The sequence below is a fragment of the Acidovorax sp. GW823-FHT02H02 genome (assembly GCF_058797075.1).
This window is the reverse complement of record NZ_JBXAJH010000001.1, coordinates 55,348-81,100: the sequence shown is the minus strand read 5'-3', so window position 1 is coordinate 81,100 and position 25,753 is coordinate 55,348. Positions and strand designations below refer to the sequence as shown.

Annotated in this window: 19 protein-coding genes and 5 tRNA genes; 15 read left to right on the top strand and 9 right to left on the bottom strand. The window is 63.8% G+C overall.

Annotated features, from left to right (window positions below):
• The first annotated feature begins 40 nt into the window (after positions 1–40).
• From AC1RDS_RS00365 to AC1RDS_RS00315, 11 genes are all read left to right on the top strand, one after another.
• Positions 41–127, top strand: a tRNA-Leu gene (locus tag AC1RDS_RS00365).
• Positions 128–202: 75 nt separating this feature from the next.
• The gene (tig, locus tag AC1RDS_RS00360; RefSeq protein WP_092697727.1) at positions 203–1,513 is read left to right on the top strand and encodes a trigger factor; all 1,311 of its coding nucleotides are present in this window, start codon (positions 203–205) and stop codon (positions 1,511–1,513) included.
• Positions 1,514–1,638: 125 nt separating this feature from the next.
• On the top strand, positions 1,639–2,247 hold the full coding sequence (gene clpP / locus AC1RDS_RS00355) for an ATP-dependent Clp endopeptidase proteolytic subunit ClpP (protein ID WP_026435932.1): 609 nt from the start codon (positions 1,639–1,641) through the stop codon (positions 2,245–2,247).
• A 99-nt stretch (positions 2,248–2,346) separates the two neighbouring features.
• A complete protein-coding gene (clpX, locus tag AC1RDS_RS00350; protein WP_092697728.1) occupies positions 2,347–3,612 on the top strand; it encodes an ATP-dependent Clp protease ATP-binding subunit ClpX in 1,266 nt (421 codons plus the stop codon).
• 125 nt (positions 3,613–3,737) lie between these two features.
• Entirely contained in the window at positions 3,738–6,170 is a 2,433-nt protein-coding gene (lon, locus tag AC1RDS_RS00345) for an endopeptidase La (RefSeq protein ID WP_092697729.1), read from the top strand.
• Positions 6,171–6,257: 87 nt separating this feature from the next.
• Positions 6,258–6,333, top strand: a tRNA-Gly gene (locus tag AC1RDS_RS00340).
• A 58-nt stretch (positions 6,334–6,391) separates the two neighbouring features.
• Positions 6,392–6,465: transfer RNA gene (locus AC1RDS_RS00335), tRNA-Cys, on the top strand.
• Positions 6,466–6,644: 179 nt separating this feature from the next.
• Positions 6,645–6,717 (top strand) — tRNA-Gly (locus tag AC1RDS_RS00330).
• A gap of 156 nt (positions 6,718–6,873) precedes the next feature.
• Positions 6,874–6,966, top strand: a tRNA-Leu gene (locus tag AC1RDS_RS00325).
• Positions 6,967–6,979: 13 nt separating this feature from the next.
• Positions 6,980–7,615 carry a DUF6806 family protein gene (locus AC1RDS_RS00320; protein ID WP_092697730.1) on the top strand — a complete coding sequence of 212 codons (636 nt, stop codon included), beginning with the start codon at positions 6,980–6,982 and terminating at the stop codon, positions 7,613–7,615.
• Positions 7,616–7,693: 78 nt separating this feature from the next.
• Positions 7,694–8,212: a M48 family metallopeptidase gene (locus tag AC1RDS_RS00315; RefSeq protein ID WP_092697731.1), complete on the top strand. Its 519-nt coding sequence runs from the start codon at positions 7,694–7,696 to the stop codon at positions 8,210–8,212.
• Positions 8,213–8,274: 62 nt separating this feature from the next.
• Here AC1RDS_RS00315 and murI read toward each other — a convergent pair whose 3' ends face one another.
• Positions 8,275–9,135 carry a glutamate racemase gene (gene murI / locus AC1RDS_RS00310; RefSeq protein ID WP_092697732.1) on the bottom strand — a complete coding sequence of 287 codons (861 nt, stop codon included), beginning with the start codon at positions 9,133–9,135 and terminating at the stop codon, positions 8,275–8,277.
• Between the two features lie 98 nt (positions 9,136–9,233).
• Positions 9,234–10,802 (bottom strand): fumarate hydratase, encoded by a 1,569-nt coding sequence (locus AC1RDS_RS00305; RefSeq protein WP_026435711.1) that lies wholly within the window; start codon positions 10,800–10,802, stop codon positions 9,234–9,236.
• A 204-nt stretch (positions 10,803–11,006) separates the two neighbouring features.
• Between AC1RDS_RS00305 and fumC the strand changes: the two genes are divergently transcribed.
• Entirely contained in the window at positions 11,007–12,413 is a 1,407-nt protein-coding gene (fumC, locus tag AC1RDS_RS00300) for a class II fumarate hydratase (protein WP_092697733.1), read from the top strand.
• Between the two features lie 110 nt (positions 12,414–12,523).
• On the opposite strand, the gene proX is transcribed toward fumC, so the two are convergent.
• From proX to AC1RDS_RS00280, 4 genes are all read right to left on the bottom strand, one after another.
• Positions 12,524–13,537, bottom strand: a complete 1,014-nt coding sequence (proX, locus tag AC1RDS_RS00295) for a glycine betaine/L-proline ABC transporter substrate-binding protein ProX (protein WP_492226613.1) — start codon at positions 13,535–13,537, stop codon at positions 12,524–12,526.
• Positions 13,538–13,608: 71 nt separating this feature from the next.
• Positions 13,609–14,880, bottom strand: coding sequence for a glycine betaine/L-proline ABC transporter permease ProW (proW, locus tag AC1RDS_RS00290; RefSeq protein ID WP_092697735.1), 1,272 nt, complete (start codon positions 14,878–14,880; stop codon positions 13,609–13,611).
• Positions 14,877–16,133, bottom strand: coding sequence for a glycine betaine/L-proline ABC transporter ATP-binding protein ProV (proV, locus tag AC1RDS_RS00285; RefSeq protein WP_092697736.1), 1,257 nt, complete (start codon positions 16,131–16,133; stop codon positions 14,877–14,879). Before proV ends, proW begins: the two co-directional genes overlap by 4 nt.
• 583 nt (positions 16,134–16,716) lie before the next feature.
• Positions 16,717–17,316, bottom strand: a complete 600-nt coding sequence (locus tag AC1RDS_RS00280; protein WP_092697737.1) for a TIGR00645 family protein — start codon at positions 17,314–17,316, stop codon at positions 16,717–16,719.
• A gap of 142 nt (positions 17,317–17,458) precedes the next feature.
• On the opposite strand from AC1RDS_RS00280, the gene acs reads away from it, so the two are divergent.
• Entirely contained in the window at positions 17,459–19,453 is a 1,995-nt protein-coding gene (acs, locus tag AC1RDS_RS00275) for an acetate--CoA ligase (protein ID WP_092697738.1), read from the top strand.
• Between the two features lie 309 nt (positions 19,454–19,762).
• A complete protein-coding gene (locus AC1RDS_RS00270; protein WP_092697739.1) occupies positions 19,763–20,230 on the top strand; it encodes a Signal transduction histidine kinase in 468 nt (155 codons plus the stop codon).
• Positions 20,231–20,370: 140 nt separating this feature from the next.
• Here the strand turns inward: AC1RDS_RS00270 and AC1RDS_RS00265 are convergent, their stop codons facing one another.
• Positions 20,371–20,676 (bottom strand): c-type cytochrome, encoded by a 306-nt coding sequence (locus AC1RDS_RS00265; RefSeq protein WP_092697740.1) that lies wholly within the window; start codon positions 20,674–20,676, stop codon positions 20,371–20,373.
• A gap of 116 nt (positions 20,677–20,792) precedes the next feature.
• Between AC1RDS_RS00265 and AC1RDS_RS00260 the strand changes: the two genes are divergently transcribed.
• Entirely contained in the window at positions 20,793–21,035 is a 243-nt protein-coding gene (locus tag AC1RDS_RS00260) for a TIGR04438 family Trp-rich protein (RefSeq protein WP_026435704.1), read from the top strand.
• A gap of 76 nt (positions 21,036–21,111) precedes the next feature.
• On the opposite strand, the gene AC1RDS_RS00255 is transcribed toward AC1RDS_RS00260, so the two are convergent.
• Complete coding sequence (locus tag AC1RDS_RS00255; protein WP_092697785.1) at positions 21,112–22,554, bottom strand: efflux transporter outer membrane subunit; 1,443 nt, start codon at positions 22,552–22,554, stop codon at positions 21,112–21,114.
• Positions 22,541–25,732: an efflux RND transporter permease subunit gene (locus tag AC1RDS_RS00250; protein WP_092697741.1), complete on the bottom strand. Its 3,192-nt coding sequence runs from the start codon at positions 25,730–25,732 to the stop codon at positions 22,541–22,543. Before AC1RDS_RS00250 ends, AC1RDS_RS00255 begins: the two co-directional genes overlap by 14 nt.
• Positions 25,733–25,753 lie beyond the last annotated feature (21 nt).

Below are 25,753 nucleotides of genomic sequence, written 5' to 3'. Positions count from 1 at the left end.
AGGCGGCAGCCCAACTTGCCGCCTGTTTGTTTGTAGAACCGCGCGGGTGGCGAAATTGGTAGACGCACCAGGTTTAGGTCCTGACGCCAGCAATGGTGTGGGGGTTCGAGTCCCCCCCCGCGCACCACCCATGTGAGACTTTGCGGAACACGGCGCCGCTGCGCTGCAGCCAGCACGATCCACATTCATACGAGGAAGAGCGATGTCCGTTACTGTTGAAACCCTTGAGAAGCTCGAGCGCAAGATCACGCTGAGCGTGCCCCTGACCACCATCCAGACCGAAGTCGATTCCCGTCTGAAGCGCTTGGCCCGCACCGTGAAAATGGACGGTTTCCGTCCTGGCAAGGTGCCCATGAACGTCGTCACCCAGCGCTACGGCTACTCGGTGCAGTACGAAGTGCTGAACGACAAGGTGGGCGAGGCCTTTGCCGTGGCCGCCAACGAGGCCAAGCTGCGCGTGGCCGGCCAGCCGCGCATCACCGAAAAGGAAGGCGCCCCCGAAGGCCAGGTCACGTTCGACGCCATCTTCGAAGTGTTCCCCGAAGTCAAGATCGGTGAGCTGGCGGATGCGGAAGTGGAAAAGCTGTCCGCCGAAGTGACCGATGCCGCCATCGACAAGACCATCGACATCCTGCGCAAGCAGCGTCGCAGCTTTGCCCAGCGCGCCATCGACGCTGCGGCACAAGACGGCGACCGCGTGACCGTGGACTTCGAAGGCAAGATCGATGGCGAGCCCTTTGATGGCGGCAAGGCCGAAGACTTCCAGTTCCTGGTGGGTGAAGGCCAGATGCTCAAGGAATTCGAAGACGCCGTGCGTGGCATGAAGTCGGGCGAAAGCAAGACCTTCCCCCTGGCATTCCCCGCCGACTACCACGGCAAGGATGTTGCCGGTAAAACCGCCGACTTCCTGGTCACCATCAAGAAGATCGAAGCCGCCCACCTGCCCGAAGTGAACGATGCCCTGGCCAAGTCGCTGGGCATTGCCGATGGCTCGGTGGAAGGCCTGCGCGCCGACATCAAGAAGAACCTGGAGCGCGAAGTCAAGTTCCGCCTGCTGGCCCGCAACAAGGCAGCCGTGATGGACGCCCTGGTCGCCAAGGCCGAACTCGACCTGCCCAACGCCAGTGTGCAGGCTGAAATCGCCCGTCTGCTGGAAGGTGCCCGTGCCGAGCTCAAGCAGCGCGGCATCAAGGACGCCGATAAGGCGGAAATCCCGGAAGACGTGTTCCGCCCCCAGGCTGAGCGCCGCGTGCGTCTGGGCCTGGTGGTGGCCGAACTGGTGCGCGCCAACGAACTGCACGCCAAGCCCGAGCAGCTCAAGGCCCATATCGACGAGCTGGCTGCCAGCTACGAGAAGCCTGAAGACGTGGTGCGCTGGTACTTTGGCGACCGCCAGCGCCTGGCCGAAGTCGAGGCGGTGGTCATCGAGAACAATGTGACCGATTTCGTTCTGGGCAAGGCCAAGGTCGTTGACAAGGCGGTGTCGTTCGACGAACTGATGGGCCAGGGCTGAGGCCGGGCCATCGGGAGCGCGTTCCTTGCGGATGATCTCGCGGTAACCACCCATCAGGGGCTTGTGCTTTTGTGCACAAGCCCCAATTCATTTCTGGATACAGTATCTGCTTGACTGGAGAAACAATGAGCGCACTGGAAACACAAGGCTTGGGCATGGTCCCCATGGTTATCGAGCAGTCGGGCCGCGGTGAGCGGTCCTACGACATCTATTCGCGCCTGCTGAAGGAGCGCGTCATTTTCCTGGTGGGCGAGGTCAATGACCAGACGGCCAATCTGGTGGTGGCGCAGTTGCTGTTTCTGGAAAGCGAAAACCCTGAAAAGGATATTTCTTTCTATATCAACTCCCCTGGTGGCAGCGTGACGGCTGGCATGTCGATCTACGACACCATGCAGTTCATCAAGCCGGATGTTTCCACGCTGTGCGTGGGCTTCGCCGCCAGCATGGGCGCATTCCTGCTGGCCGCCGGTGCCAAGGGCAAGCGCTTTTCGCTGCCCAACTCCAAGGTCATGATCCATCAGGTGCTGGGCGGCGCACGCGGCCAGGCTACCGACATCGAGATCCATGCGCGCGACATCCTGCGTACCAAGGACCAGATGAACCGCATCCTGGCCGAGCGCACGGGCCAGTCGCTGGAAAAGGTCAAGGCAGACACCGAGCGCGACTACTTCCTCACGGCCGACGAAGCCAAGGACTACGGCATCATCGACCAGGTGATTCACAAGCGCTCCTGAGTCGGCCCCTGGTGGCCGCGCGGCGTTTTCCCACAGGGAAGACGCCGTTTTTTATTTGGTTATCATCCCGACAACTTTCCGAAACAAGGCATTGCCCCCATGGCCGAGAAAAAAGGCTCTTCCAGCGAAAAAACCCTTTACTGCTCTTTCTGCGGCAAAAGCCAGCATGAAGTGAAGAAGCTGATCGCCGGCCCGTCGGTCTTTATCTGCGACGAGTGCATTGACCTGTGCAACGAGATCATCCGCGATGAGCTTCCAGCCGGTGATCTGGCGCGTGAAGGCCGCAGTGATCTGCCCACGCCGGTGGAAATCAAGAAGAATCTTGATAACTATGTCATTGGCCAGGACCAGGCCAAACGCACGCTGGCGGTGGCGGTCTACAACCACTACAAGCGTCTGCGCCACAAGGACAAGGCCCACAAGGATGATGTGGAACTGGCCAAGAGCAATATCTTGCTGATCGGTCCCACGGGTTCGGGCAAGACACTGCTGGCGCAAACCCTGGCGCGCATGCTGGACGTGCCCTTCGTCATGGCCGACGCCACCACGCTGACCGAGGCAGGTTATGTGGGCGAGGACGTCGAGAACATCGTTCAGAAGCTGTTGCAAAGCTGCAACTACGAAGTCGAGCGGGCCCAGCGTGGCATTGTCTATATCGACGAAATCGACAAGATATCGCGCAAGTCGGACAATCCCAGCATCACGCGCGACGTGTCGGGTGAGGGTGTGCAGCAGGCGCTGCTCAAGCTCATCGAAGGCACCATGGCCAGCGTCCCGCCCCAGGGTGGGCGCAAGCATCCGAACCAGGATTTCCTGCAGATCGACACGACCAACATCCTGTTCATCTGCGGCGGCGCGTTCGCAGGGCTGGAAAAGGTCATCGAAAACCGCACCGAAGCCTCGGGCATCGGCTTCGGAGCATCGGTCAAGAGCAAGAAACAGCGCTCGCTGTCCGAGGTGTTCACCGAGATCGAGCCCGAAGATCTGATCAAGTTTGGCCTGATTCCCGAACTGGTGGGGCGCATGCCCGTCGTAACGGCACTGGCCGAACTGAGCGAAGACGCGCTGGTGCAGATACTGACCGAACCCAAGAATGCGCTGGTCAAGCAGTACAGCAAGCTGCTGGCCATGGAGGGTGTGGATCTGGAGATTCGTCCCGCTGCCTTGAAGGCCATTGCCCGCAAGGCGCTCGCCCGCAAGACAGGGGCCCGCGGCCTGCGCTCCATCCTGGAACAGGCGCTGATCGGGACCATGTTCGACCTGCCCAACACCAGCAACGTCGAGAAAGTGGTGTTGGACGAATCCACCATCGAAGAAAACAAGCCCCCTTTGCTGGTGTACCGCGAGGCCGCCAAGAAGGCTTGAGAAGCCCGGAGCGGGCGCCATGCTGCGACCCCCGAATCATCAACCCTTGCAACAGCGCGGCCGCGCGCAAGGGTTGAAAATCCCCACATGTGGACCATATTCCACAGAGCACTTTGAGGATTTCCATGTCCGGACATAACCCCCTGCCAGCCACCCCCATTGATCTGCCGCTGTTGCCGCTGCGCGACGTGGTGGTGTTCCCCCACATGGTCATCCCGCTGTTCGTGGGACGCTCCAAAAGCATCAAGGCGCTGGAGCTGGCCATGGAGTCCGACCGCCGCATCATGCTCGTGGCCCAGAAGGCCGCGGCCAAGGATGAACCCTCGGTCGAAGACATGTTTGATGTGGGTTGCGTGTCCACCATCCTGCAGATGCTCAAGCTGCCCGACGGCACCGTCAAGGTGCTCGTAGAGGGCCAGCAGCGTGCCCTGGTGACATCCATTGCGGATGCCGAGACGCACTTCACGGCCACCGTGGCACCTGTCGAGCAGGACCAGGAAAAGCACAAATCCAGTGAAATCGAGGCGCTTCGCCGTGCCGTGATGCAGCAGTTTGACCAATACGTCAAGCTCAACAAGAAGATTCCACCCGAGATACTGACCTCGATCTCCAGCATCGATGATCCTGGCCGCTTGGCCGATACCATCGCCGCGCATCTGCCCCTGAAACTGGAAAACAAGCAGGTGGTGCTGGATCTTTCCGACGTCAAGGCACGCCTCGAGAACCTGTTCGAGCAGCTGGACCGTGAAGTGGACATCCTGAATGTCGACAAGAAGATCCGTGGGCGCGTGAAGCGCCAGATGGAAAAGAACCAGCGCGACTTCTATTTGAACGAGCAGGTCAAGGCCATTCAGAAGGAGCTCGGTGAAGGGGAAGAGGGCGCCGACGTAGAAGAGATTGAAAAGAAGATCAAGCTGGCCAAGATGCCGGCAGAGGCCCGCAAGAAAGCAGAGGCCGAGTTCAAGAAGCTCAAGCTGATGTCGCCCATGTCGGCCGAAGCCACGGTGGTGCGCAGCTATATCGATGTGCTCACGGGCCTGCCCTGGAGCAAGAAGAGCAAGATCAAGCACGACCTCGGCAATGCCGAAGCCGTGCTCAATGAAGACCATTTCGGTCTCGACAAGGTCAAGGATCGCATCCTTGAATACCTTGCGGTGCAGCAGCGTGTGGACAAGGTCAAGGCGCCCATCCTGTGCCTGGTGGGGCCACCGGGCGTGGGCAAGACCTCGCTGGGGCAGTCGATTGCCAAAGCCACCGGGCGCAAGTATGTGCGCATGGCGCTGGGCGGCATGCGCGATGAGGCGGAAATCCGCGGGCATCGCCGCACCTACATCGGAGCCATGCCCGGCAAGGTGTTGCAGAGCCTGGGCAAGGTGGGGGTGCGCAATCCGCTGTTCCTGCTGGATGAAATCGACAAGCTGGGCACTGATTTTCGAGGTGACCCGTCGAGCGCACTGCTGGAGGTGCTGGATCCCGAACAGAATCACACCTTTGGCGACCACTATGTGGAGGTCGATTTCGACCTGAGCGATGTCATGTTCGTGGCGACATCCAACTCCATGAACATTCCGCCCGCCTTGCTTGATCGCATGGAGGTGATTCGACTGTCGGGTTACACCGAAGACGAAAAAACCAGCATTGCCATGAAGTACCTGCTGCCCAAGCAGCTCAAGAACAATGGGGTCAAGGCTGAAGAACTCCTCATCACCGAAGCCGCCGTGCGCGACATGGTGCGCTACTACACCCGCGAGGCCGGGGTGCGCTCGCTGGAGCGTGAACTCTCCAAGATCTGCCGCAAGGTGGTGAAGGGGCTGCAGTTGAAGAAGCTGACCCCGCAGGTGGTGGTGAATGAGGACAATCTTCCCGACTTTCTGGGTGTGCGCAAGTACACCTATGGCCGTGCGGAGCAGCAGAACCAGGTCGGACAGGTGGTCGGGCTGGCATGGACGGAGGTGGGGGGCGATCTGCTCACCATCGAGGCGGCCACCATGCCGGGCAAGGGCGTCATCACCCGCACGGGTTCGCTGGGCGACGTGATGAAGGAATCCGTCGAGGCCGCCCGCACGGTGGTGCGCAGCCGTGCACGCATGCTGGGCATCAAGGATGAAGCCTTCGAAAAGCGCGACATCCATATCCACGTGCCCGATGGCGCGACGCCCAAGGATGGCCCCAGCGCAGGTGCCGCCATGACCACTGCGTTCGTCTCGGCGCTCACGGGAATTCCGGTGCGCGGCGATGTGGCCATGACGGGGGAAATCACCCTGCGCGGCGAGGTCACGGCAATTGGCGGGCTCAAGGAGAAATTGCTGGCTGCCTTGCGCGGCGGCATCAAGACCGTGCTGATTCCTGAAGAGAATGTCAAAGACCTGCAGGAGATCCCTGATAACGTGAAAAGCGGGCTCGAGATCGTGCCGGTCAAGTGGATCGACAAGGTGCTGGAAGTGGCGTTGGAGCGCAAACCTGTCGCCTTGAGCGAAGAAGAAGCGGCCGTGGTGGTGGCGTCGGCAGCAGAAAAATCAGCCGGAGGCGTGGCCAACGCCGATCCATTGAAACATTGATGCAAAAAATGCTGGCGCACCCCGAAAATTGCGCTACAATTCATTCCATCGCAGCAAACGTTGTACAATGTGAGGCTTCGGTAAAATGCGGGAATAGCTCAGTTGGTAGAGCGCAACCTTGCCAAGGTTGAGGTCGAGAGTTCGAGACTCTTTTCCCGCTCCAATTTCCACAAAAAGGGAAGCAGATGCTTCCCTTTTTTGTCAGGGAAGCGCGATTTTCTGGCGCGGTAGCAAAGCGGTTATGCCCCGGATTGCAAATCCGGTTAGTCCGGTTCGACTCCGGACCGCGCCTCCAGAACACCATTGGTTCAGACCAGTGCATCAAGGTCCTTAGGGGCCTTTTTTGTCGGTTCGGTGGAATCAGAGAAGTGTTTTTGAAAATTTCTCCGAGTTCGCTGAAGAGGCAGAAAATGGCGCTATAATTTGAGACTTGCTGATGCACACTGAAGGTGACTGAAGAGTGCAAAAGTAAATGCGGGAATAGCTCAGTTGGTAGAGCGCAACCTTGCCAAGGTTGAGGTCGAGAGTTCGAGACTCTTTTCCCGCTCTCCAGATATGCAAGGGAAGCTTCGGCTTCCCTTTTTTCTTGGTGGTGGCGATATGTCGGCGGTGCTGGCATGGCCCTCACTGGATACGACAGGGGCATTGCGTGTCCGCGCGCCCCGGGTTACGCTGCGATGCAGGTGTGCGTTGGGCAGCCGGCGCCCCGATGGTGAAATTGGTAGACACTGCGGACTTAAAATCCGCCGCTTTCCTGAAAAGGGGCGTGCCGGTTCGACCCCGGCTCGGGGCACCACTACGATTCAATCATGTCAAGTTACAACGCTCCCTTTGAAATTCATGTCCACGGACAGGTCCAGCTGCGTGCCGACGCGAGCTTCGAGCAGCTCCAGGATGCGCTCAAACCCCTTTGGAAATATGCCGGAGCCCGCTCGCTGGCCGATGGTGCGGCGAGCGCCTACGAAGAAGAGCCCGGCATCAAGTTCGACCCGCAAGAGCACATGCTGCAGATGTGCTGGACGGTGCGTGGCGATGAAGATTTCCGCCAGTCGCTCGATGAGATGTGCATGAGCCTCAACGAGCTGGCCGAACTGGGCGCCGCCATCGAGGTGACGTTCTACGATGCCGATTTCGACGAAGACGAGGAAGACGACGGCACCGAGTCGCGTGACGATTTCGTGATGCTGTTCGTCGGCCCCACGCCGGCGGCCATCATGCAGGTGCAGCGTGACCTGCTGGTGCAGGATGTCGTGAACATGATGGAGCGCCACTTTGACGGCGCCGAGCTCGGTGGTGTGGTGGCCGAGATCGACAAGCTGTTCACACAGCGCTTCGATGCCCTGGTCAATTCACTCGAAATCGGCAAGCCTCCGCGCGGGTCGGGCGGGCCAGGTGGCTCGGGCGGCGGCCACGGTGGCGGGCGCCGGCCACGCCACCTGCACTGAAAACGCAGATTCAGCGGCTGCGGCGGGCCAGAGGCCTTGCCCTGCGCGCTGTGCAGAGCAGTCCCTGCCGGTGATTCCATGACAACCGATCTGCCCTACCTGCGCAGCTACGCCCCATCGCTGCAAGACCAGGCCCGGCATGTGCTGGGCCTGGGGCAGCTGGGCGCGGTGCTGCTGCGCAAATATCCCCAGCCCCACGCGGTGCGCAGCGACAAGGCCTTGTACGACTACGCCACGGAGCTCAAGTCACGCTACCTGCGCAACGCAGGCACGGTGAACAAGGTGGTTTTTGACAGCAAGATCCATGTCGTGCGCCATGCGCTGGGGTTGCATACCTCGGTGTCACGCGTGCAGGGCAACCGCCTGGCGGCCAAGCATGAGATCCGCATTGCGGCGATGTTCAAGCAGGTTCCGGACGAGTTCCTGCGCATGATCGTGGTGCACGAGCTGGCCCATCTGCGCGAAAAGGACCACGACAAGGCGTTCTACCAGCTGTGCGAGCACATGGAGCCGCAATACCACCAGTACGAGTTGGATGTGCGCCTGTACCTCACGCACCTGGAGCATGCGGGCGAGCGCTTGTGGGCGGCGCAATAGCGATCAATTCAATCGCCTCTGGCGCTCCATTCATCGGCGCTACAGCCTGATTGGATCGGCATTCAGGGGATGGCAACGGTGCCACAGCAGTCGGGCGGCAACTGCAGCCAGCGCGCGGCCGCCGCCTGCAATGGTGCGAGGGCACCCGTGGTGAGCAACCGGATGGGGGTGGGTATCTGGGCGGCCGCATCCTCCGGCGCCAGCAGCGCATCCTTGTGCAGCAGGCGCCGTGTCTGCCGGGCCACCGGCTCGCCGGTTTCGATCAGCCGCACCTGCGGGCCCACCAATGCGCGCAGATCGTCCACCACAAACACATAGTGCGTACAGCCCAGCACCAGCGTGTCAATCTCGCCCGGTTCAGTGCCAAACTGGCCCATGGCACTGATGTAGCGTGCGCACAGCGCTCTGGTTTCTGTTGCGGACGGGTCGGTGGCCAGGGGCAGCGCCGTGCTGTGCTCGATGGCGCGGGCCAGGCCATCGCAGGGCTGGACCACGAACTCGGCCTGCCCGGCCAGCGAAGCCAGCAGCCTGGAAAATTTGCCACTGCTCAGCGTGCTCCGCGTGCCGATGACGCCGATGCGCCCGGTTTGGCTCAGCGCGACTGCCGGCTTGAGGGCGGGCTCCAGGCCCACCAGCGGCAGGTCGGGCTGGCTGCTGCGCACTTCATGGATGGCGGCGGCCGTGGCCGTGTTGCAGGCCACCACCAGGGCCTTGATGTGGTGCTGCTCGCGCAGGTAGCGCGTGATGGCATGGGTGCGGGCGCATACAAAAGCGTCGCCACGTGCGTCGCCGTAGGGCGCATTGCCGCTGTCGGCCAGATAGACAAAGCGCTCGTGGGGCAATTCGGCCTGCAGTGCCTGCAGCACGCTCAGGCCCCCGATGCCACTGTCGAAAACGCCAATGGGTTGCGCGGCAAGGTTCATGGTGTCAGGGCGAACAAGAAAAGGCGGCATGGCGGCGGGCACCCGCAGTGCGCGGGTGGCCCCTGTGGGCTACAGGCTCGCCGCCATGCCTGGCGGCATCAGGCGGCCGCGACTTCAATGCCCTTGAATTCACCCGTGGCGATGCGCTTTTGCCACTCGGCCGGGCCGGTGATGTGCGCGCTGGTGCCACCCGAATCCACGGCCACGGTGACGGGCATGTCCACCACGTCGAATTCGTAGATGGCTTCCATGCCCAGGTCTTCAAAGCCCACCACCTTGGCGGTCTTGATGGCTTTTGACACAAGGTAGGCGGCGCCGCCCACGGCCATCAGGTAGGCACTCTTGTGGTTCTTGATGGACTCGATGGCCACGGGGCCGCGCTCGGCCTTGCCGATCATGGCGATGAGGCCCGTCTGTTCCAGCATCATGTCGGTGAACTTGTCCATGCGCGTGGCGGTGGTCGGGCCGGCGGGGCCCACGGCCTCGTCACGCACGGGATCGACCGGGCCCACGTAATAGATCACGCGGTTGGTGAAGTCCACGGGCAGCTTCTCGCCCTTGGCCAGCATGTCCTGGATGCGCTTGTGCGCGGCATCGCGGCCGGTGAGCATCTTGCCATTGAGCAGCAGGGTGTCGCCGGGCTTCCAGCTGGCCACTTCTTCCTTGGTGAGCGTGTCGAGGTTGACCTTCTTGCTCTTGTTGTAGTCGGGCGTCCAGTCGACGTTGGGCCACAGGTCCAGGCTCGGGGGCGTGAGGTAGACGGGGCCCGAGCCATCCATCACGAAATGTGCGTGGCGCGTGGCGGCGCAGTTGGGGATCATGGCAATCGGCTTGCTGGCCGCGTGCGTGGGGTACATCTTGATCTTGACGTCGAGCACCGTGGTCAGGCCGCCCAGGCCCTGCGCGCCAATGCCCAGGGCGTTGACCTTCTCGAACAGCTCCAGGCGCAGGGCCTCAACCTTGTCGAGCGCGGGGCCGCCGGTCTTGGCGGCTTCGGCCTTGGCCTGCAGCTCGTACATGTCCAGGTCGTCCATCAGGCTTTCCTTGGCCATGAGCACGGCCTTCTCGGCCGTGCCACCGATGCCGATGCCCAGCATGCCGGGCGGACACCAGCCGGCGCCCATGGTGGGCACGGTTTTCAGCACCCAGTCGACCACGCTGTCGCTGGGGTTGAGCATGTACATCTTGGACTTGTTTTCCGAGCCGCCGCCCTTGGCCGCCACGGTGATGTCCACGGTGTTGCCGGGCACGATCTCGGTGAAGATCACGGCGGGGGTGTTGTCCTTGGTGTTCTTGCGGTCGAACTGCGGGTCGGCCACCACGCTGGCGCGCAGGGTGTTGTCGGGGTGGTTGTAGCCACGGCGCACGCCTTCGTTGATGGCGTCGTCCAGGCTGCCGGTGAAGCCTTCCCAGCGCACGTCCATGCCCACCTTCAGGAAGACGTTGACGATGCCGGTGTCCTGGCAGATGGGGCGCTGGCCGGTGGCGCTCATCTTGCTGTTGGTCAGGATCTGGGCAATGGCGTCCTTGGCGGCGGGGCTTTGTTCGCGCTCGTAGGCGCGGGCCAGGTGCGCGATGTAGTCGGTGGGGTGGTAGTAGCTGATGTACTGCAGCGCGGCGGCGATGGACTCGATCAGGTCGGCTTGGCGAATGGAGGTCGTGGTCATGGCAGGTGGGGTCCGTGGGAAAAATCGCGAACCCGAATTATCCCCCTGCGGGCTTGCGCGGCGCTGTCAGGGGTTGATGGAGGCTCCCGTGGGCGGAGGCGGTGGCCCAGGGGGGTGGCGCAAAGCCGGGTGAGGTGGGTATGCTGCGCCCTGGTGGCTCGACCCTTTCTTCATTCGCTCGCAGAGCGGCAAGGCACAAGCGTGATGACATCCCGACCTGACGCAACCGCAGTCCGCACCGAAAAAGACAGCTTCGGTCCCATCGACGTGCCCGCCCAGCGCCTATGGGGCGCGCAGACCCAGCGCTCGCTGCAGCACTTTGACATCTCGGGCGAGCGCATGGCGCCGGAGCTGATCCGCGCCCTGGCCCAGGTCAAGCGCGCCAGCGCCTATGTGAACAATGCCCTGGGCCTGCTCGATACCGCCAAGACCACGGCCATCGTGGCGGCGGCCGACGAAGTGATTGCCGGCGGCCACCTGCAGGAGTTTCCGCTGGTGGTGTGGCAGACCGGATCGGGTACCCAGACCAACATGAACATGAACGAGGTGCTGGCCAACCGCGCCAGCGAGTTGCTGGGTGGCCCGCGCGGCGAGGCGCGGCTGGTGCACCCCAACGACGAGGTGAACAAGAGCCAGTCGAGCAACGACGTGTTTCCCACGGCCATGCACCTGGCCGCCGTGGATGCGCTGGTGCACCGGCTGCTGCCCGCCCTGCAGCAGCTGCGCGCCACGCTGGCGGCCAAGGCGGCAGCCTTTGACGGCATCGTCAAGATTGGCCGCACCCACCTGCAGGACGCCACGCCGCTCACCCTGGGCCAGGAGATCTCGGGCTGGGTGGCGCAGCTGCAGCACGGCGAGCAGCATGTGCGCGCCGCATTACCGCATTTGTGCGAGCTGGCCCTGGGCGGCACCGCCGTGGGCACCGGGCTCAATGCGCCTGCCGGCTATGCCGTGGCCGTGGCCCGCGAACTGGCCGACCTGACCGGGCTGTCCCTGGTCACCGCGCCCAACAAGTTCGAGGCCCTGGCCAGCTGCGATGCGCTGGTGCATGGCCACGGTGCGCTCAAGACCCTGGCCGCCAGCCTGATGAAGATTGCCAACGATGTGCGCTGGCTGGCCAGCGGCCCGCGCAGCGGGCTGGGCGAGATCACCATCCCCGAGAACGAGCCCGGCTCGTCCATCATGCCGGGCAAGGTCAACCCCACGCAGTGCGAGGCGCTGACCATGCTGTGCGCCCAGGTCATGGGCAACGACGTGGCCATCAACTTTGGGGGCGCGTCGGGCAACTTCGAGCTGAATGTGTTTCGCCCCCTGGTGATCCACAACTTTCTGCAGAGCGTGCGCCTGCTGGCCGACGGCATGGCCAGCTTCGACCACCATTGCGCCCAGGGCATCGAGCCCCACCGCGCGCGCATGGCCGAACTGGTGGAGCGTTCGCTGATGCTGGTGACGGCCCTGAACACGCACATCGGCTACGACAAGGCCGCGCAGATCGCCAAGAAAGCCCATACCGAAGGCAGCAGCCTGCGCGACGCGGCGATTGCCTCGGGCCATGTCACGGCCGAGCAGTTTGACGCCTGGGTAGTGCCCGAGGACATGGTGGGCCGATAGCTGAGAATACCCAGGACACGGCGTGCCGCTGGGTATGGAGCAATATAAAAAATAGCTCAATGCGCTTGTGGATAAAGCGCTGCAGTCTGGTCTGGCTGAACTTTTGCACGCTACTTCGCCGCCGCAAGCGCCTGCGCGATCCAGCCGTCAAAAGTCTTCTGGTGTGCCTTGATCCAGCCATCGGTGTGGCGCGCCACATCGCTGGCCTTGTTTTCGCCCCGGCCCATGCGCAGGTTCTGGGCGTTGATGTCCGCCACCGGCAGCTGCATCACCTCAAACAGCCGGGCTGCGGCCGGGTTCTGCTCGGCAAAGGCCTTGTTGGCCACGATGTCCTGTTGGTTCACCTTGAAGCCATAGTTTTTGCCGTTGGGCAGGCGTGTGTCCTCGCCTGCCGCAGCGGGGGTGTCGGGCACTTCCAGCCAGACCACATCGGTGCCAGGGCGCAGCACGGCGCTGACCCAGTAGGGCATCCAGGTGTAGTAAAGGATGGGCTGGCCCTGCTTGAAACGGGCGATGGTGTCGGCGATCAGCGCGGCGTAGCTGCCTTGCTTGTGGCTGATGGAGCCGCCCAGCTGGTAGGCCTTGAGGTGGCGTTCGATGGCCAGCTCGCAGCCCCAGCCGGGATTGCAGCCGGTCAGGTCGGCCTTGCCGTCGCCGTCGGTGTCGAACAACTGGGCGAGCTTGGGGTCCTTGAGCTGGGTGATGTGGGTGATCTGGTACCGCTCGGCGGTCTTCCTGTCGATCAGGTAGCCCTGGGCGGCGTTGTCGGAGTACACGCCCTTGCGGTAGAGCTTGGCATCGCCGCCGCTGTTTTGGTAGAAGTCCGCGTGCAGCAGGTTCCAGTGGGTGGCCATGAAGGTGGCGTCGCCACTGGCGATGGCCAGGTGCTCGGTGGCGGGCTCCAGGTCTTTCATGGGCTGGACGTCATAGCCCAGTTTTTCGAGGGCGCGCGCGACCAGCAGGGTCTGGAAGGCCTCTTCGGCGAGCGAGCTCTTGAGGGGCTGCACGCGCACGCCCTTGCCGGGCAGATTCTGTGCATGGGCGGCGCCTACCAGGCCGATGGCCAGCAGGCTGGTGGCGAGGGCGGTCCTGGCGGCGTGGGCGAAAAGTGTGTGGCTGGTCATGGTTGCGGACTCCTTGAATGGGGATCGGAACAATCGGCGGATGGACTTGGCGGGCCAGGCACGGCCGCCTTCTAGCGGCGCGCTGGTGCCAGCCGGGCCGTGGCCTCGGGCGGCGCCGACGTTGCGGGCGCGCTGGTTGCTGTGGTGGTGGGGGCGGTGGCGCGGCGCAGCAGGCGCCAGGCCATGCCGGCGGGGCCGGTCTGCCACCAATGGCGCACGCCCCGGCGCGGCTGGCCCATGGCCTGGGTGATGCGGTCCAGCATGACGGCCAGCAGCACAATGCCCAGGCCGCCCACGGTGGCCAGGCCCATGTCCAGGCGGCCAATGCCGCGCAGCACCATCTGGCCCAGCCCGCCCACGGCGATCATCGAGGCGATCACCACCATCGACAGCGACAGCATCAGCGCCTGGTTGATGCCCGCCATGATGGACGGCAGCGCCAGCGGCAGCTGCACCTTGACCAGCATTTGCCAGGGCGATGCACCGTAGGCCCGCGCGGCCTCGATGAGGTCGGGGCGCACCTGGCGCAGCCCCAGGTTGGTCAGCCGCACCAGCGGCGGCAGCGCGAACACGATGGTCACGATCACGCCCGGCACGTTGCCAATGCCAAACAGCATCACCACCGGCACCAGGTACACAAAGGCCGGCGTGGTCTGCATGGCATCCAGAAACGGGCGCATCCAGCGCTGGGCGCGGTCGCTTGCCGCGAGCACAATGCCCAGCGGCAGACCGATCACGATGCAGAACGCCAGCGAGGTCAATACCAGCGAGAGCGTGACCATGGCATCGGACCAGATGCCCAGCAAGGCCACCAATAGCAGCGCGGCCACGGTGCCCAGGGCGATGGCGCGGCCCGCGAACTGCCACGCCAGCAGTCCCATCAACGCCACCATGGCCAGCGTGGGCACGCTGGTGAGCAGACCTTCCACCCAGGTCAGCGTGCCGTCAATCGGCGCGCGCACGGTCTGGAAGAACGGGCGGAAGTTCTGCACCACCCAGCCCAGACCTTCGTTGATCCACGCCTGCACGGGCAGGGAGCCGTCCCACAGTGGCCCCGCCTGCCAGGCGTCGGTTGCGGCATCGCTGCCGGCCGATGGGATGGTTGTTGCTTGCGCCGGGGCATCCAGCCAGCTGCTGTCGGCTGCGGTGGCGGTGTCCGCCGGGGCGGCGCCCCAGGGGTTGGTGCTGTCGGCGGGGGGGGCCAGGGCAGGCGCATCCAGTGCTGCCGCAGGCTGGTCCCACGGGGTGACGGCCGGACTGGATTCACTGGCCGTCGCCCACGGATCGGTGTCGGCCGGCGGTGGCAGCGCAGAGGTCTCGGGTGTGGACAGTGCATCGTTCATGCGAGGCTCCTTTCTGGTGCAAGGATTGCCACGGGGGGTGGCGAGGGCGGAACCGGCGGGGTGTCGCGGTCCAGAAACTTCAGCAGGGTGGTTTTGCTGACGGCGCCCTGAAAGTGGCCTTGGGGCCCCACCACCGGCAGGGCGCAGGGCGCCTGTGCCACCTGGCCGAACAGGTCGGCCACGGCCGCGTCGGCGGCAATGGGCTCCACGTTGGGCAGAAAGGCATGCTGCAAGCCCAGCGGCCCCACATGGCCGTCCAGCGCGGTGCGCAGCGAGTCGGCCGACACGGTGCCCAGGTAGCGCTGCGTGGGGCTGATCACGTAGGCGAAGTCGCCGTCCTGTTCTTCCAGCTGCTTGAGCGCGGCGCGCGAGCCCCGGTCGCTGTGCTCGGACACCACGGTGAAGCGCTGGCGCGCAATATCGCCCGCCTTGAACACGGCGGCGGCATCCACGCCGCGCACGAAGCTGCGCACGTAGTCGTTGGCGGGGTTGCGCAAAATATCGTCGGGCGTGCCCACCTGCACCACCTGGCCGTCTTTCATGATGGCGATGCGGTCGCCGATGCGCATGGCCTCGTCCAGGTCGTGCGAGATGAAGACGATGGTGCGCCGCTTGACCTGCTGCAGGCGCAGCAGCTCGCTTTGCATCTCGGTGCGGATGATGGGGTCCAGCGCCGAGAAGGCCTCGTCCATGAGCAGGATGGAGGGATCGGACGCCAGCGCGCGCGCCAGGCCCACGCGCTGCTGCATGCCGCCCGAAAGCTCGTCGGGGTAGCTCGCGCCCCAGCTGGCCAGGCCTACCTGTTCCAGTGCCAGCGCGGCCTGCGCCTGGCGTTCGGCCCGGCCCACGCCCGCCAGTTCCAGGCCGAGGGCAGTGTTGTCGAGCACGTTCATGTGCGGCATCAGCGCGAACGACTGGAACACCATGCTGATGTCCTTGCGCCGCAGTGCGCGCAGTTGCCGGCTTGTCAGGCGGCTGATGTCGGTACCGTCCACCAGAATGCGGCCGGCACTGGGTTCGATCAGCAGATTGAGCAGGCGCACCAGGGTGGATTTGCCCGAACCCGACAAACCCATGACCACGAAGATTTCACCGGCTTCGATGGTGAAAGTGGCGTCGAACACGCCGATCGAGTGGCCGGTGCGCTCCAGAATCTCCTGCTTGCTGCAGCCCTGGCGAACCAGTTCCAGTGCCTTGTGCGGCGCTTCGCCGAAGATTTTGAATACATGGTCGATGGTGATTTTTTTTGCCACGCTGGTGGATCTCCCTCGTTGAACGGATGGAACACAGCCCTGTCGCCATGGGCGAGCAGGTTCGGAGCCCAAGCGAAACCCTGATGCGGCGGCCGACCCCGGCTGCGATCAGCAGGGGAGGGCAGGAAAAGGAAGAACCCTGGCAAAGCCAGGTCGGCCCGAATGGCACGCAAGGCGGTGCGCAAGGGCCTGAGGGTGTTCCGCGGGAGCCGGGACAGGGCTCATGGACCACGGCTGCCACCGGGCACAGGCACGGCGGCAGGGCATCAGGGGCGAAACTTCGGCGGGCTGGAGTGACCGCAAGGGCCACGCCAGCGAGACATTCATCCCGGGTTCGGGTGAATTACCTGCGTTGCAGGTGGTTAATCAGCCTTGAAGTATATGAATTTGGTGTTTTTGAGTCAAAACACCGGTTATTTTCAATGTGATAATCGCGAGCGCGGGCACAAACCGATGAGCGCCCCCGCATGCCCCGGGATATCGGTCGGCCCTTTCCGTTATAGGTGTCCTGGTGCTATTAAAAAAATAGCTGCCAGCGCTTTATCTATAGACGCTGGCAGCCGATTGCATTCAAGGCCAGAATTTAATGCCTGTCGTGGCTGCTGTTGAGCAGCTTGTCGGTGTAGGCAATGGCCAGTGCGCTGGCCAGGAAGACCACATGGATGATGGTCTGCCACATCAGCACCTTCACGTCGTAATTGGCGGCGTTGATGAAGGTCTTGAGCAGGTGGATGGAGCTGATGCCGATGATCGACAGACCCAGTTTCACCTTCAGCACCGAGGCATTCACATGTCCCAGCCATTCGGGCTGATCGGGGTGGTCGTCCAGGCCCAGCCGGCTCACAAAGGTTTCATAGCCGCCCACGATCACCATGATGAGCAGGTTGGAGATCATCACCACGTCGATCAGCGCCAGCACGACGAGCATGATCACGGTTTCGTTCAGTGCGGTGATCTGCACCTCGGGCTTGTAGCCGATGCTGGTGATCAGCGCCTGCAGCGCCGTCTGGCTGCCGAACACGGCCTCGACCAGGTGCCACAGTTCCAGCAGGAAATGCCATACGTACACGGCCTGCGCCGCAATCAGCCCGAGGTAAAGCGGCAACTGCAGCCAGCGGCTGGCAAAGATCAGCGCGGGCAGCGGACGCAGGGGAGACGGGGCTTTGGGCGTGGGCGTGGACATGAAGGCCTGTGCAGGAAATGAAATGAGGCCAGATTTTAGGTGGTGCACGGGTGCACAGGCTGTAAGCTGAAGTCCGTCAGTGGCTTGTAAGTGGGGTGGCAGACAGTACCGCCCAGTTCCATCAGACCCAGGAGACAACACCATGAGTTCGCCCAATTCCTCGATCGAGTCCGTGCTGGTTGAAAACCGCGTTTTCCCGCCCTCGGACGCGATTGCCAAGGCCGCCCGCATTTCGGGCATGGCGGGTTACGAAGCGCTGTGCGCCGAGGCCGAGAAGGATTTCGAGGGCTTCTGGGCCCGCCTGGCGCGCGAGAACCTGCAATGGACCAAACCCTTCACCCGCACCCTGGATGAGTCGAACGCGCCGTTCTTCCAGTGGTTTGCCGACGGTGAACTCAACGCGTCGGCCAATTGCCTGGACCGCCACATCGGTACCCCCACCGAGAACAAGACGGCCATCATTTTCGAAGCCGACGACGGCGCAGTGACCCGCATCACCTACAAGGAACTGCTGGCCCGCGTGAGCCAGTTTGCCAACGCCCTCAAGGCCCATGGCGTGGGCAAGGGCGACCGGGTGCTGATCTACATGCCCATGACCATCGAGGGCGTCATCGCCATGCAGGCCTGCGCGCGCATCGGCGCCACGCACAGTGTGGTGTTTGGCGGCTTCAGTGCCAAGGCGGTGCACGAGCGCGTGATTGACGCCGGCGCCGTGGCCATCGTCACGGCCAACTACCAGATGCGTGGCGGCAAGGAACTGCCCCTGAAGGCCATCATCGACGAAGCCCTGGCCACCGGCGGCTGCGACACGCTGCGCCATGTGTTCGTGTACGAGCGCACTCCCACGGTGTGCAACATGGTCGAGGGGCGCGACAAGACCTTTGCCCAGGCACTGGCCGGCCAGAGCACCGAGTGCCCACCCGTGGCCGTGGGCGCAGAGCATCCGCTGTTCATCCTCTACACCTCGGGCTCCACCGGCAAACCCAAGGGCGTGCAGCACAGCACGGGCGGCTACCTGCTGTGGGCCAAGCTCACCATGGACTGGACGTTCGACCTGCGCCCCGACGATATCTTCTGGTGCACGGCCGACATCGGCTGGATCACCGGCCACACCTACGTCACCTATGGCCCGCTGGCTGCGGGCGCCACGCAGATCATCTTTGAAGGCATTCCCACCTTCCCGAACGCCGGGCGTTTCTGGCAGATGATCGAACGCCACAAGTGCTCCATTTTCTACACCGCCCCCACGGCCATCCGCTCGCTCATCAAGGCGGCCGAGGGCGACGCGGCGGTGCACCCCGCGCGCTCCGACCTGTCGAGCCTGCGCATCCTGGGCAGCGTGGGCGAACCCATCAACCCCGAAGCCTGGATGTGGTACTACAAACACGTGGGCGGCGAGCGTTGCCCCATCGTGGACACCTTCTGGCAGACCGAAACCGGTGGGCATGTCATCACGCCGCTGCCCGGCGCCACGCCCCTGGTGCCCGGCAGCTGCACGCTGCCACTGCCCGGCATCACCGCCGCCATCGTGGACGAAACGGGCAACGATGTGGCCAATGGCGCGGGCGGCATCCTGGTCATCAAGCGACCCTGGCCCAGCATGATCCGCACGATCTGGAACGATCCCGAGCGCTTCAAGAAGAGCTACTTCCCCGAAGAGCTCAAGGGCTATTACCTGGCTGGCGATGGCGCCGTGCGCAGCGCCGACCGCGGCTACTTCCGCATCACGGGCCGCATCGACGATGTGCTCAACGTGTCGGGCCACCGCATGGGCACGATGGAAATCGAATCGGCCCTGGTGGCCAAGACCGACCTGGTGGCCGAAGCCGCCGTGGTGGGGCGCCCCGACGACGTGACCGGCGAGGCCATCTGTGCCTTCGTGGTGCTCAAGCGCTCGCGCCCGACCGGCGAAGAGGCCAAGCAGATTGCCAACGAGCTGCGCAACTGGGTGGCCAAGGAGATTGGCCCGATTGCCAAGCCCAAGGACATCCGTTTTGGCGACAACCTGCCCAAGACCCGCAGCGGCAAGATCATGCGCCGCCTGTTGCGAAGCATCGCCAAGGGCGAAGCCATTACCCAGGACACCTCAACGCTGGAGAATCCGGCAATTCTGGATCAATTGGCCCAGACCAATTGATCCAGAAGGCGCCGCAAGGCGCCGGCGCGTAGCGCTTGCCGGATTCGGGGTCACTCATATCGCGCAGCGATGTGATGCGACCACAAAATCCTCGCCGTTCGGTCGCTGCGCATCATCGAAGCGGCTGACCCATTGATCCAGAAGGCGCCGGCACGCGGCGCTTCAGCAAACCCCTCCAGTCCTGCGACGACAGCACATTGCCGGTCGCTTCGAGGTTTCCGGCGCGGGTGGTGCAGCCATGAGGTACAACACGGCATCTGCTCCCCCGCGATCCCGGCTGGGGCGGCACTTGTCCCAAGGAGTACCCCCATGCAAATGCGATCGACCATCCTGCTTTTTATCGTGCTGGCCATCGCTGCCCTGGCCGCCCTGAATTGGGGGCTGCTGGCAGCTTCCACGCAGGTGTCATTGGGGTTGATGACCTTTGAGGCCCCTTTGGGCTTGCTCATGCTGGGCCTCACCACCCTGCTGGGCGTGTTCGGTGTGGCCTACGTGCTTTCCCTGCAGGGCTCGGTGCTGATGGAAGCGCGTCGCCACTCCAAGGAGATGCAGGCCCAGCGCGAACTGGCCGACAAGGCCGAAGCGTCGCGTTTCACCGAGCTGCGCAGCTTCCTGGAGGCACAGCATTTGAAATCCCATGCGGATATGCTGGCACGCCTGGACGGCCTGGAGTCGCATTTGATGGCAAGGGCCGAAGAATCCGACAACACCACGGCTGCCTGCGTGGGCCAGCTGGAACATCAACTGCGGGGGCGTCCCGGCACCAGCGTTGTCTGACATGGTGCGCGACGCGCGTTGTGCGCCGCAAAAACGTGGCGATGGGTGCGTGTGCTACCCAAAACAATGGCCGCGCTTTCCATGGAAAGGCGCGGCCAGAGGATGCAAAGCGTTCGGCTTCGCAGCGGGAATGGGTCGAATTACTTCTGCGTCAGAACCCAGGCGGCCAGCTTCTTGGCGTCTGCTTCATTGACCTGGGTATTGGCAGGCATGGGAACCGGACCCCACACGCCAGAGCCACCCTTGATGATCTTGGCTGCCAGCTTGTCCGCAGCGTCCTTCTGGCCGGCGTACTTGGCGGCCACGTCCTTGTAGGAAGGGCCAACCATCTTCTTGTCAACAGCGTGGCAGGCCATGCAGTTCTTCGAGGTGGCCAGTGCCAGATCGGCCATTGCGGGAGCTGCCACCGACAGTGTCATGGCAAGAGTGATCAGGGTACGCTTCATGGTGGGGTTTCCTCTGGTTGAGTTACAGTGCTTTCAACGAAATTGTAGTGATTCGGGTTGACATTTCCATGCCTTTTGTCAATTCATTCATCGGATTTGTGTTTTTGGAGTTCATCATGTACCTGTTAGGCCTGGGGCTCTTCCTGGCGTTGTTGAAGTACCTCGAAATCGGGCCGGTGGCCGCGTGGTCGTGGTGGTGGGTGCTGTCACCGTTTGCCATCACAGCCCTGTGGTGGGCCTGGGCTGACGCCACGGGTTACACGAAACGCAAGGCCATGGAGAAGATGGACCAGCGCAAGCAAGACCGCATCAACAAGCACAAGGAAGCGCTGGGGATCCAGCCGCGCAAGCCGCGCTGACGCTACCGGTCGCAGCTAAAACGCCCGGGGACAAGGGGGGGCCGCGGGCGTTTTTCGTTTGAGCGGCTGTTGAGGCTCAATCCACCATGCTATCGGCCAACACACCGCCTCCGAGGGCTTGGTAGAGCGCCACGGCGTCGCCCAGCAGGGTGCCGCGTGCCGCGACATGCGCGGCACGCGCCTGCAGCCAGGACTGCTCGGCTGCCAGTGCGGCGGGCTGGGCGCTATAGCCGTGGCGCAGTTGGGACTGGGTGAGATCCCTCGTGGTCAGGCTGACCGTCTCGCTTTCCTCGGCCATGCGCAACGCCCGCGCATCCGTATCGAGTGCATAGAGCGTGTTGGCCACGTCCTGGAAGGCCGAGAGCACGGCGCCGCGGTATTTGGCGGCAGCCGCATCGAGTCCGGCTTCGGCCGCGCGTTGGTGCGCCTGTAGCGAGCCCCCAGCGAAAAGCGGCTGCAGCAGGTTGGCGCCGAGCCCCCAGGTGGTGTTGCCGGCCGCGAACATGCGGTCGAAGCTCGTGGCTCCGCCACCAAGGGCCGCCGTAATGGACAGTTGCGGCAGCCGCGCCGCCTGGGCTATGCCGATGGCGGCGCTTGCCTGCTGCACGTCGGTCTCGGCGGCACGCACGTCGGGTCGCTGCTCCACGAGCGCAGAGGCCACTGTCTGGGGCAGCTCGGGCAGCGTGAACGCCGAAAGGTGGGGCACCATGGGCGCCGCGTCGGGCGTGCGGCCAGCGAGCGTGGCCAGCAGGTTGCGTGTCTGCTCCAACTGCTTGCGCAGTGGCGGCAGGGCCTGTTGAAGCTGGACCAGCAGCGTCTGCTGTGTGGCCACGTCGAGCCCGCTCGCGTAGCCGTTGCGCTGCTGCAGCCGCATGTGCCGCAGCTGTTCCTGGGCGGCCAAGATGGCCTGCTCGATGAGTGCGCTCTGCTCGGCGAACATCGCAGCCTGGAGCATCCCGCCCGTCACATTGCTCGCAAGTGTGAGCCGCGCGGCCTGCAGCTGCAGCCGCTGGCTTTCCTCGGCCGCTTGCAGGCCTTCGACCTGGCGGCGGTTGCTGCCGAAGATGTCGGGTGTGTAGCTTACGCTCAGCTGCGCCGTGTGGTAGGTGTAGAGGGTGTCGCCGCTGTTGAGCGGGGGCGACAGCGACTGGCCCACGTTCTGGCGCGTGCGGCTATAGCTGGCCTGCACTGTGGGGTAGAAGAAGCCGCGTTGGGCGATGGTGTTCTGGCGCACTGCGCGCAGGGTGGCCTGCGCTGCCTCGATGGTGGGACTGTGATCCAGGGCCTCTTGCACCAGGTCATCGAGTTCGCGCGAGCCGAAGGCTTTCCACCACTGGCGTTGCACGGGCCCCGCCGTGCCGGCCGTGGCCAGGGGTTCGCGGGTGAGCGTATGGGGCGCGGGCACAGAGGGCCGCACATAGTCGGGGCCCACGGCGCAGCCCGTGGTGGCCAGGGCCGACAGGCCCAGCAGGCCAATGAACAGGCGCCTGTCCGGCGATTTCAGATTACGCGTGCGCACGATTGCCTCCCAGACCTTCACGCTTCTTGGCGAATTTCACCCGACGTAGAACTGCCAAGCGCAGTGCCGGCACCACGAGCAGCAGGAACAGCGGGCCGATCAACATCCCGCCCACCACCACGGTGGCCAGGGGGCGCTGCACTTCGCTGCCGATGCTGTGCGACATGGCTGCGGGCAGCAGGCCGATGCAGGCCGACAGCGCCGTCATCAGCAGCGGTCGCATCCGGCTGCGGTAGGCCTCCTCCATGGCTTGGAGGTGGTTGTAGCCGCGCGCGCGCAGGTCCCTGAAGTAGCCGAGGATCAGGATTCCGTCCATGACCGACACGCCCAGCAGCGAGATGAAGCCGATCACGGCTGAGATGCTCAGCACCTGTCCCGTGAGGTACAGCGCCAGGATGCCGCCGAACACCGTGAACGGCACGGATGCGAGCGTCAGCAGGCAGTAGATGAAGTTGTTGAACAGCGCATAGAGCAGCGCGAGCACCAGGATCACCGCCACGGGGATGGCGATCATCATGCGCGCCTTGGCCTGCTGCAACGCCTCGAATTCGCCCGCGAAGATGATTCGGTAGCCTTGGGGAAGGCTGACTTCGTGCGCCACGCGGCGCTGGACTTCAGAGACGGTGCTGCCCAGGTCGCGGTCGCGCGCGCTGAACTTGATGGGGATGTAGCGCTCGTTGCTTTCGCGGTAGATGTAGGTCGCACCGGTGTCGAGGGAGATCGTGGCCACGTCCGACAGCGGGATGTACGAGGTATTGCCCCCCGCCGTGGTGTAGCCCACGCGCAGAGCGCGCACTGCTTCGGGCGTGGCGCGGTCGCCCTGCGTGAAGCGCACCGTGAGGCCGAAGCGCCGGTCGCCTTCGAGCACCGTAGTGGCCTCGACGCCGGCGAGCGCGGCCTGGATCGCGTTGGCCACGTCTCCCGTGTTGAGCCCGTAGCGCGCGGCGCGTGCGCGGTCGATCTGGATGTTCATGTTGGGCTGGCCCAGGATGTGGAACACCCCGAGATCGGCCACGCCGTCGATGTGCGTCATCACCTCATAGACCTGCGCGGCCAGTTTCTCCAGCGTGGCGAGATCGGGCCCGATGATCTTCACCGAGTTCGCGCCCTTCACGCCCGAGAGGCCCTCCTGCACGTTGTCCTGGATGTACTGCGAGAAGTTGAAGGTCACGCCGGGGAACTCGGCCTCGAAACGCGCCTGCAGCTCGCGTACCAGTCGTTCCTTGGTCATGCCGGGGCGCCACTTCTCGAAGGGCTGCAATGGCGCGAACAGCTCCACGTTGTTGAAGCCCGATGCATCGCTGCCGTCGTCGGGCCGGCCATGCTGCGAGACCACGGTGATGATCTCCGGGTACTCCTTGATCATCTGCCGCATGCGGTTGGCCTTGTCGCGGCCCGCCTCCAGCGAGATCGTGGGCGGCATGGAAGCGCGGATCCACAGGTTGCCTTCTTCCAGTGCGGGCAGGAACTCGCTGCCCAGGCGGCTGGCCATGAAGCCGCCGGCCACGAGCGCCAGCAGGCCGATGACGAGCGTGGCCCGCGTGTGGTTGAGCACCCAGTGCAAGGCGGGGCGGTAGGCGTTCTGGATTGCGTGGACGATGAAGGTCTCCTTCTCCTCCACCTTCGCCGGCAGCAGGTAGCTGGCCAGCACGGGTGTGATGGTGAAGGTGGCGATCAGCGCTCCCGCGAGTGCGTAGCCGTAGGTGCGCGCCATGGGGCCAAAGATTTGGCCTTCCACCCCCTGCATTGCAAACAGCGGCGTGAATGCGGCGATCGTGATGAAGGTCGAGAACAGCACCGAGCTGTCTACTTGCGTGCCGCTCAGGTAGATCATGCGCAGTCGCGAGGTCCAGCCGTTGCTGGGCTGGGTGCGCGGGCCGTCCGGCCCCTGCGCCATGGCGCGTAGCAGCGAAGCGCGTATGGGCACGGGCCGCTGGAAGTTGCGGAACACGTTCTCGACCAGGATCACCGCCGCATCGACGATGATGCCGAAGTCCACCGCCCCGAGCGAGAGCAGGTTGGCCGACTCCCCTGTAAGCACCAGCATCATGATGCTGAAGAACAGTGCAAACGGGATGTTCACGCTCACGATCACCGCGCTGCGCAGGTCGCCAAGAAACACCCACTGGATGAAGAACACCAGCAGACAGCCGAAGATGAGGTTGTGCAGCACTGTGTGCGTGGTCACGCCCACGAGCACCGCGCGGTCATAGTAGGGCTCTAGTTTCACGCCCTCGGGCAGGGAGCCGTCTGCGTTGATCTTCTCCACGGCCGCCTTCACGCGCGCGATCACGTCGCTGGTGTGCAGCGTGCGATTCATGATGACGACACCCGTGACCACGTCGTTCTGCAGGTCTCGGCCGGCCTCGCCCAGGCGCGGCACCGTGCCGGGGGTGATGCGTGCCACGTCCTTGACCTGCGTGGGAAGGCCGTTCTTCTGGCCCACCACGATGTTGGCGATGTCGTTGATGTCGCGCACCAGCCCCAGGCCCCGGATGTTGACCGACTGGTCGCCCACGCTGATCGCGCGTCCCCCCACGTTGAGGTTGGCGTTGCCGATGGCCTGGATGAGGCTTTGCAACGTGACGCCATGGGCCTCGAGCTGCTTGGGGTCGGCCTCGACGTGGTATTCCTTGGTTGTCCCACCCCAGGTCACTACCTGCACCACGCCGGGAACGGTGAGCAGCCGGCGCTGGATCACCCAGTCCTGCAGCGTGCGCAGATCGGTGAGGCTGTAGGTCGAGGGGCCCTTGACCTGGTAGCGCAGGATTTCACCGACCAGGCTCGATGCCTGGATCTGCGGCTGCACGCCATTGGGCAGGTTCACGTTGGCCTGCAGGTTGTTAGCGATCTGTGTCAGCGCGAAATAGTAGTCCGTGCCGTACTTGAACGTCACGCGCACGAACGACAGGCCATAGAACGAGGTGGTGCGGATGTTCTCGACATCGGGCGTGGTTGCCAGACCCACCTCCATGGGGCGCGTGTAGTAACGCTCCATTTCCTCGGCCGACATGCCGGGAGCCTGGGCCGTGATCTCGAGGATGACCGGAGCGGGGTTGGGGTAGGCCTCGACATTGAGCTTGGAAAAGGCGAGCAGGCCCAGGCCAAGAAAGGCCAGCAGGGCGAGCACAACGATGGGCCTTCGCGAGAGGACGAAGGCCAGCAGGGGACGAAACACGGGTATCTCCTTGGTTCAGAG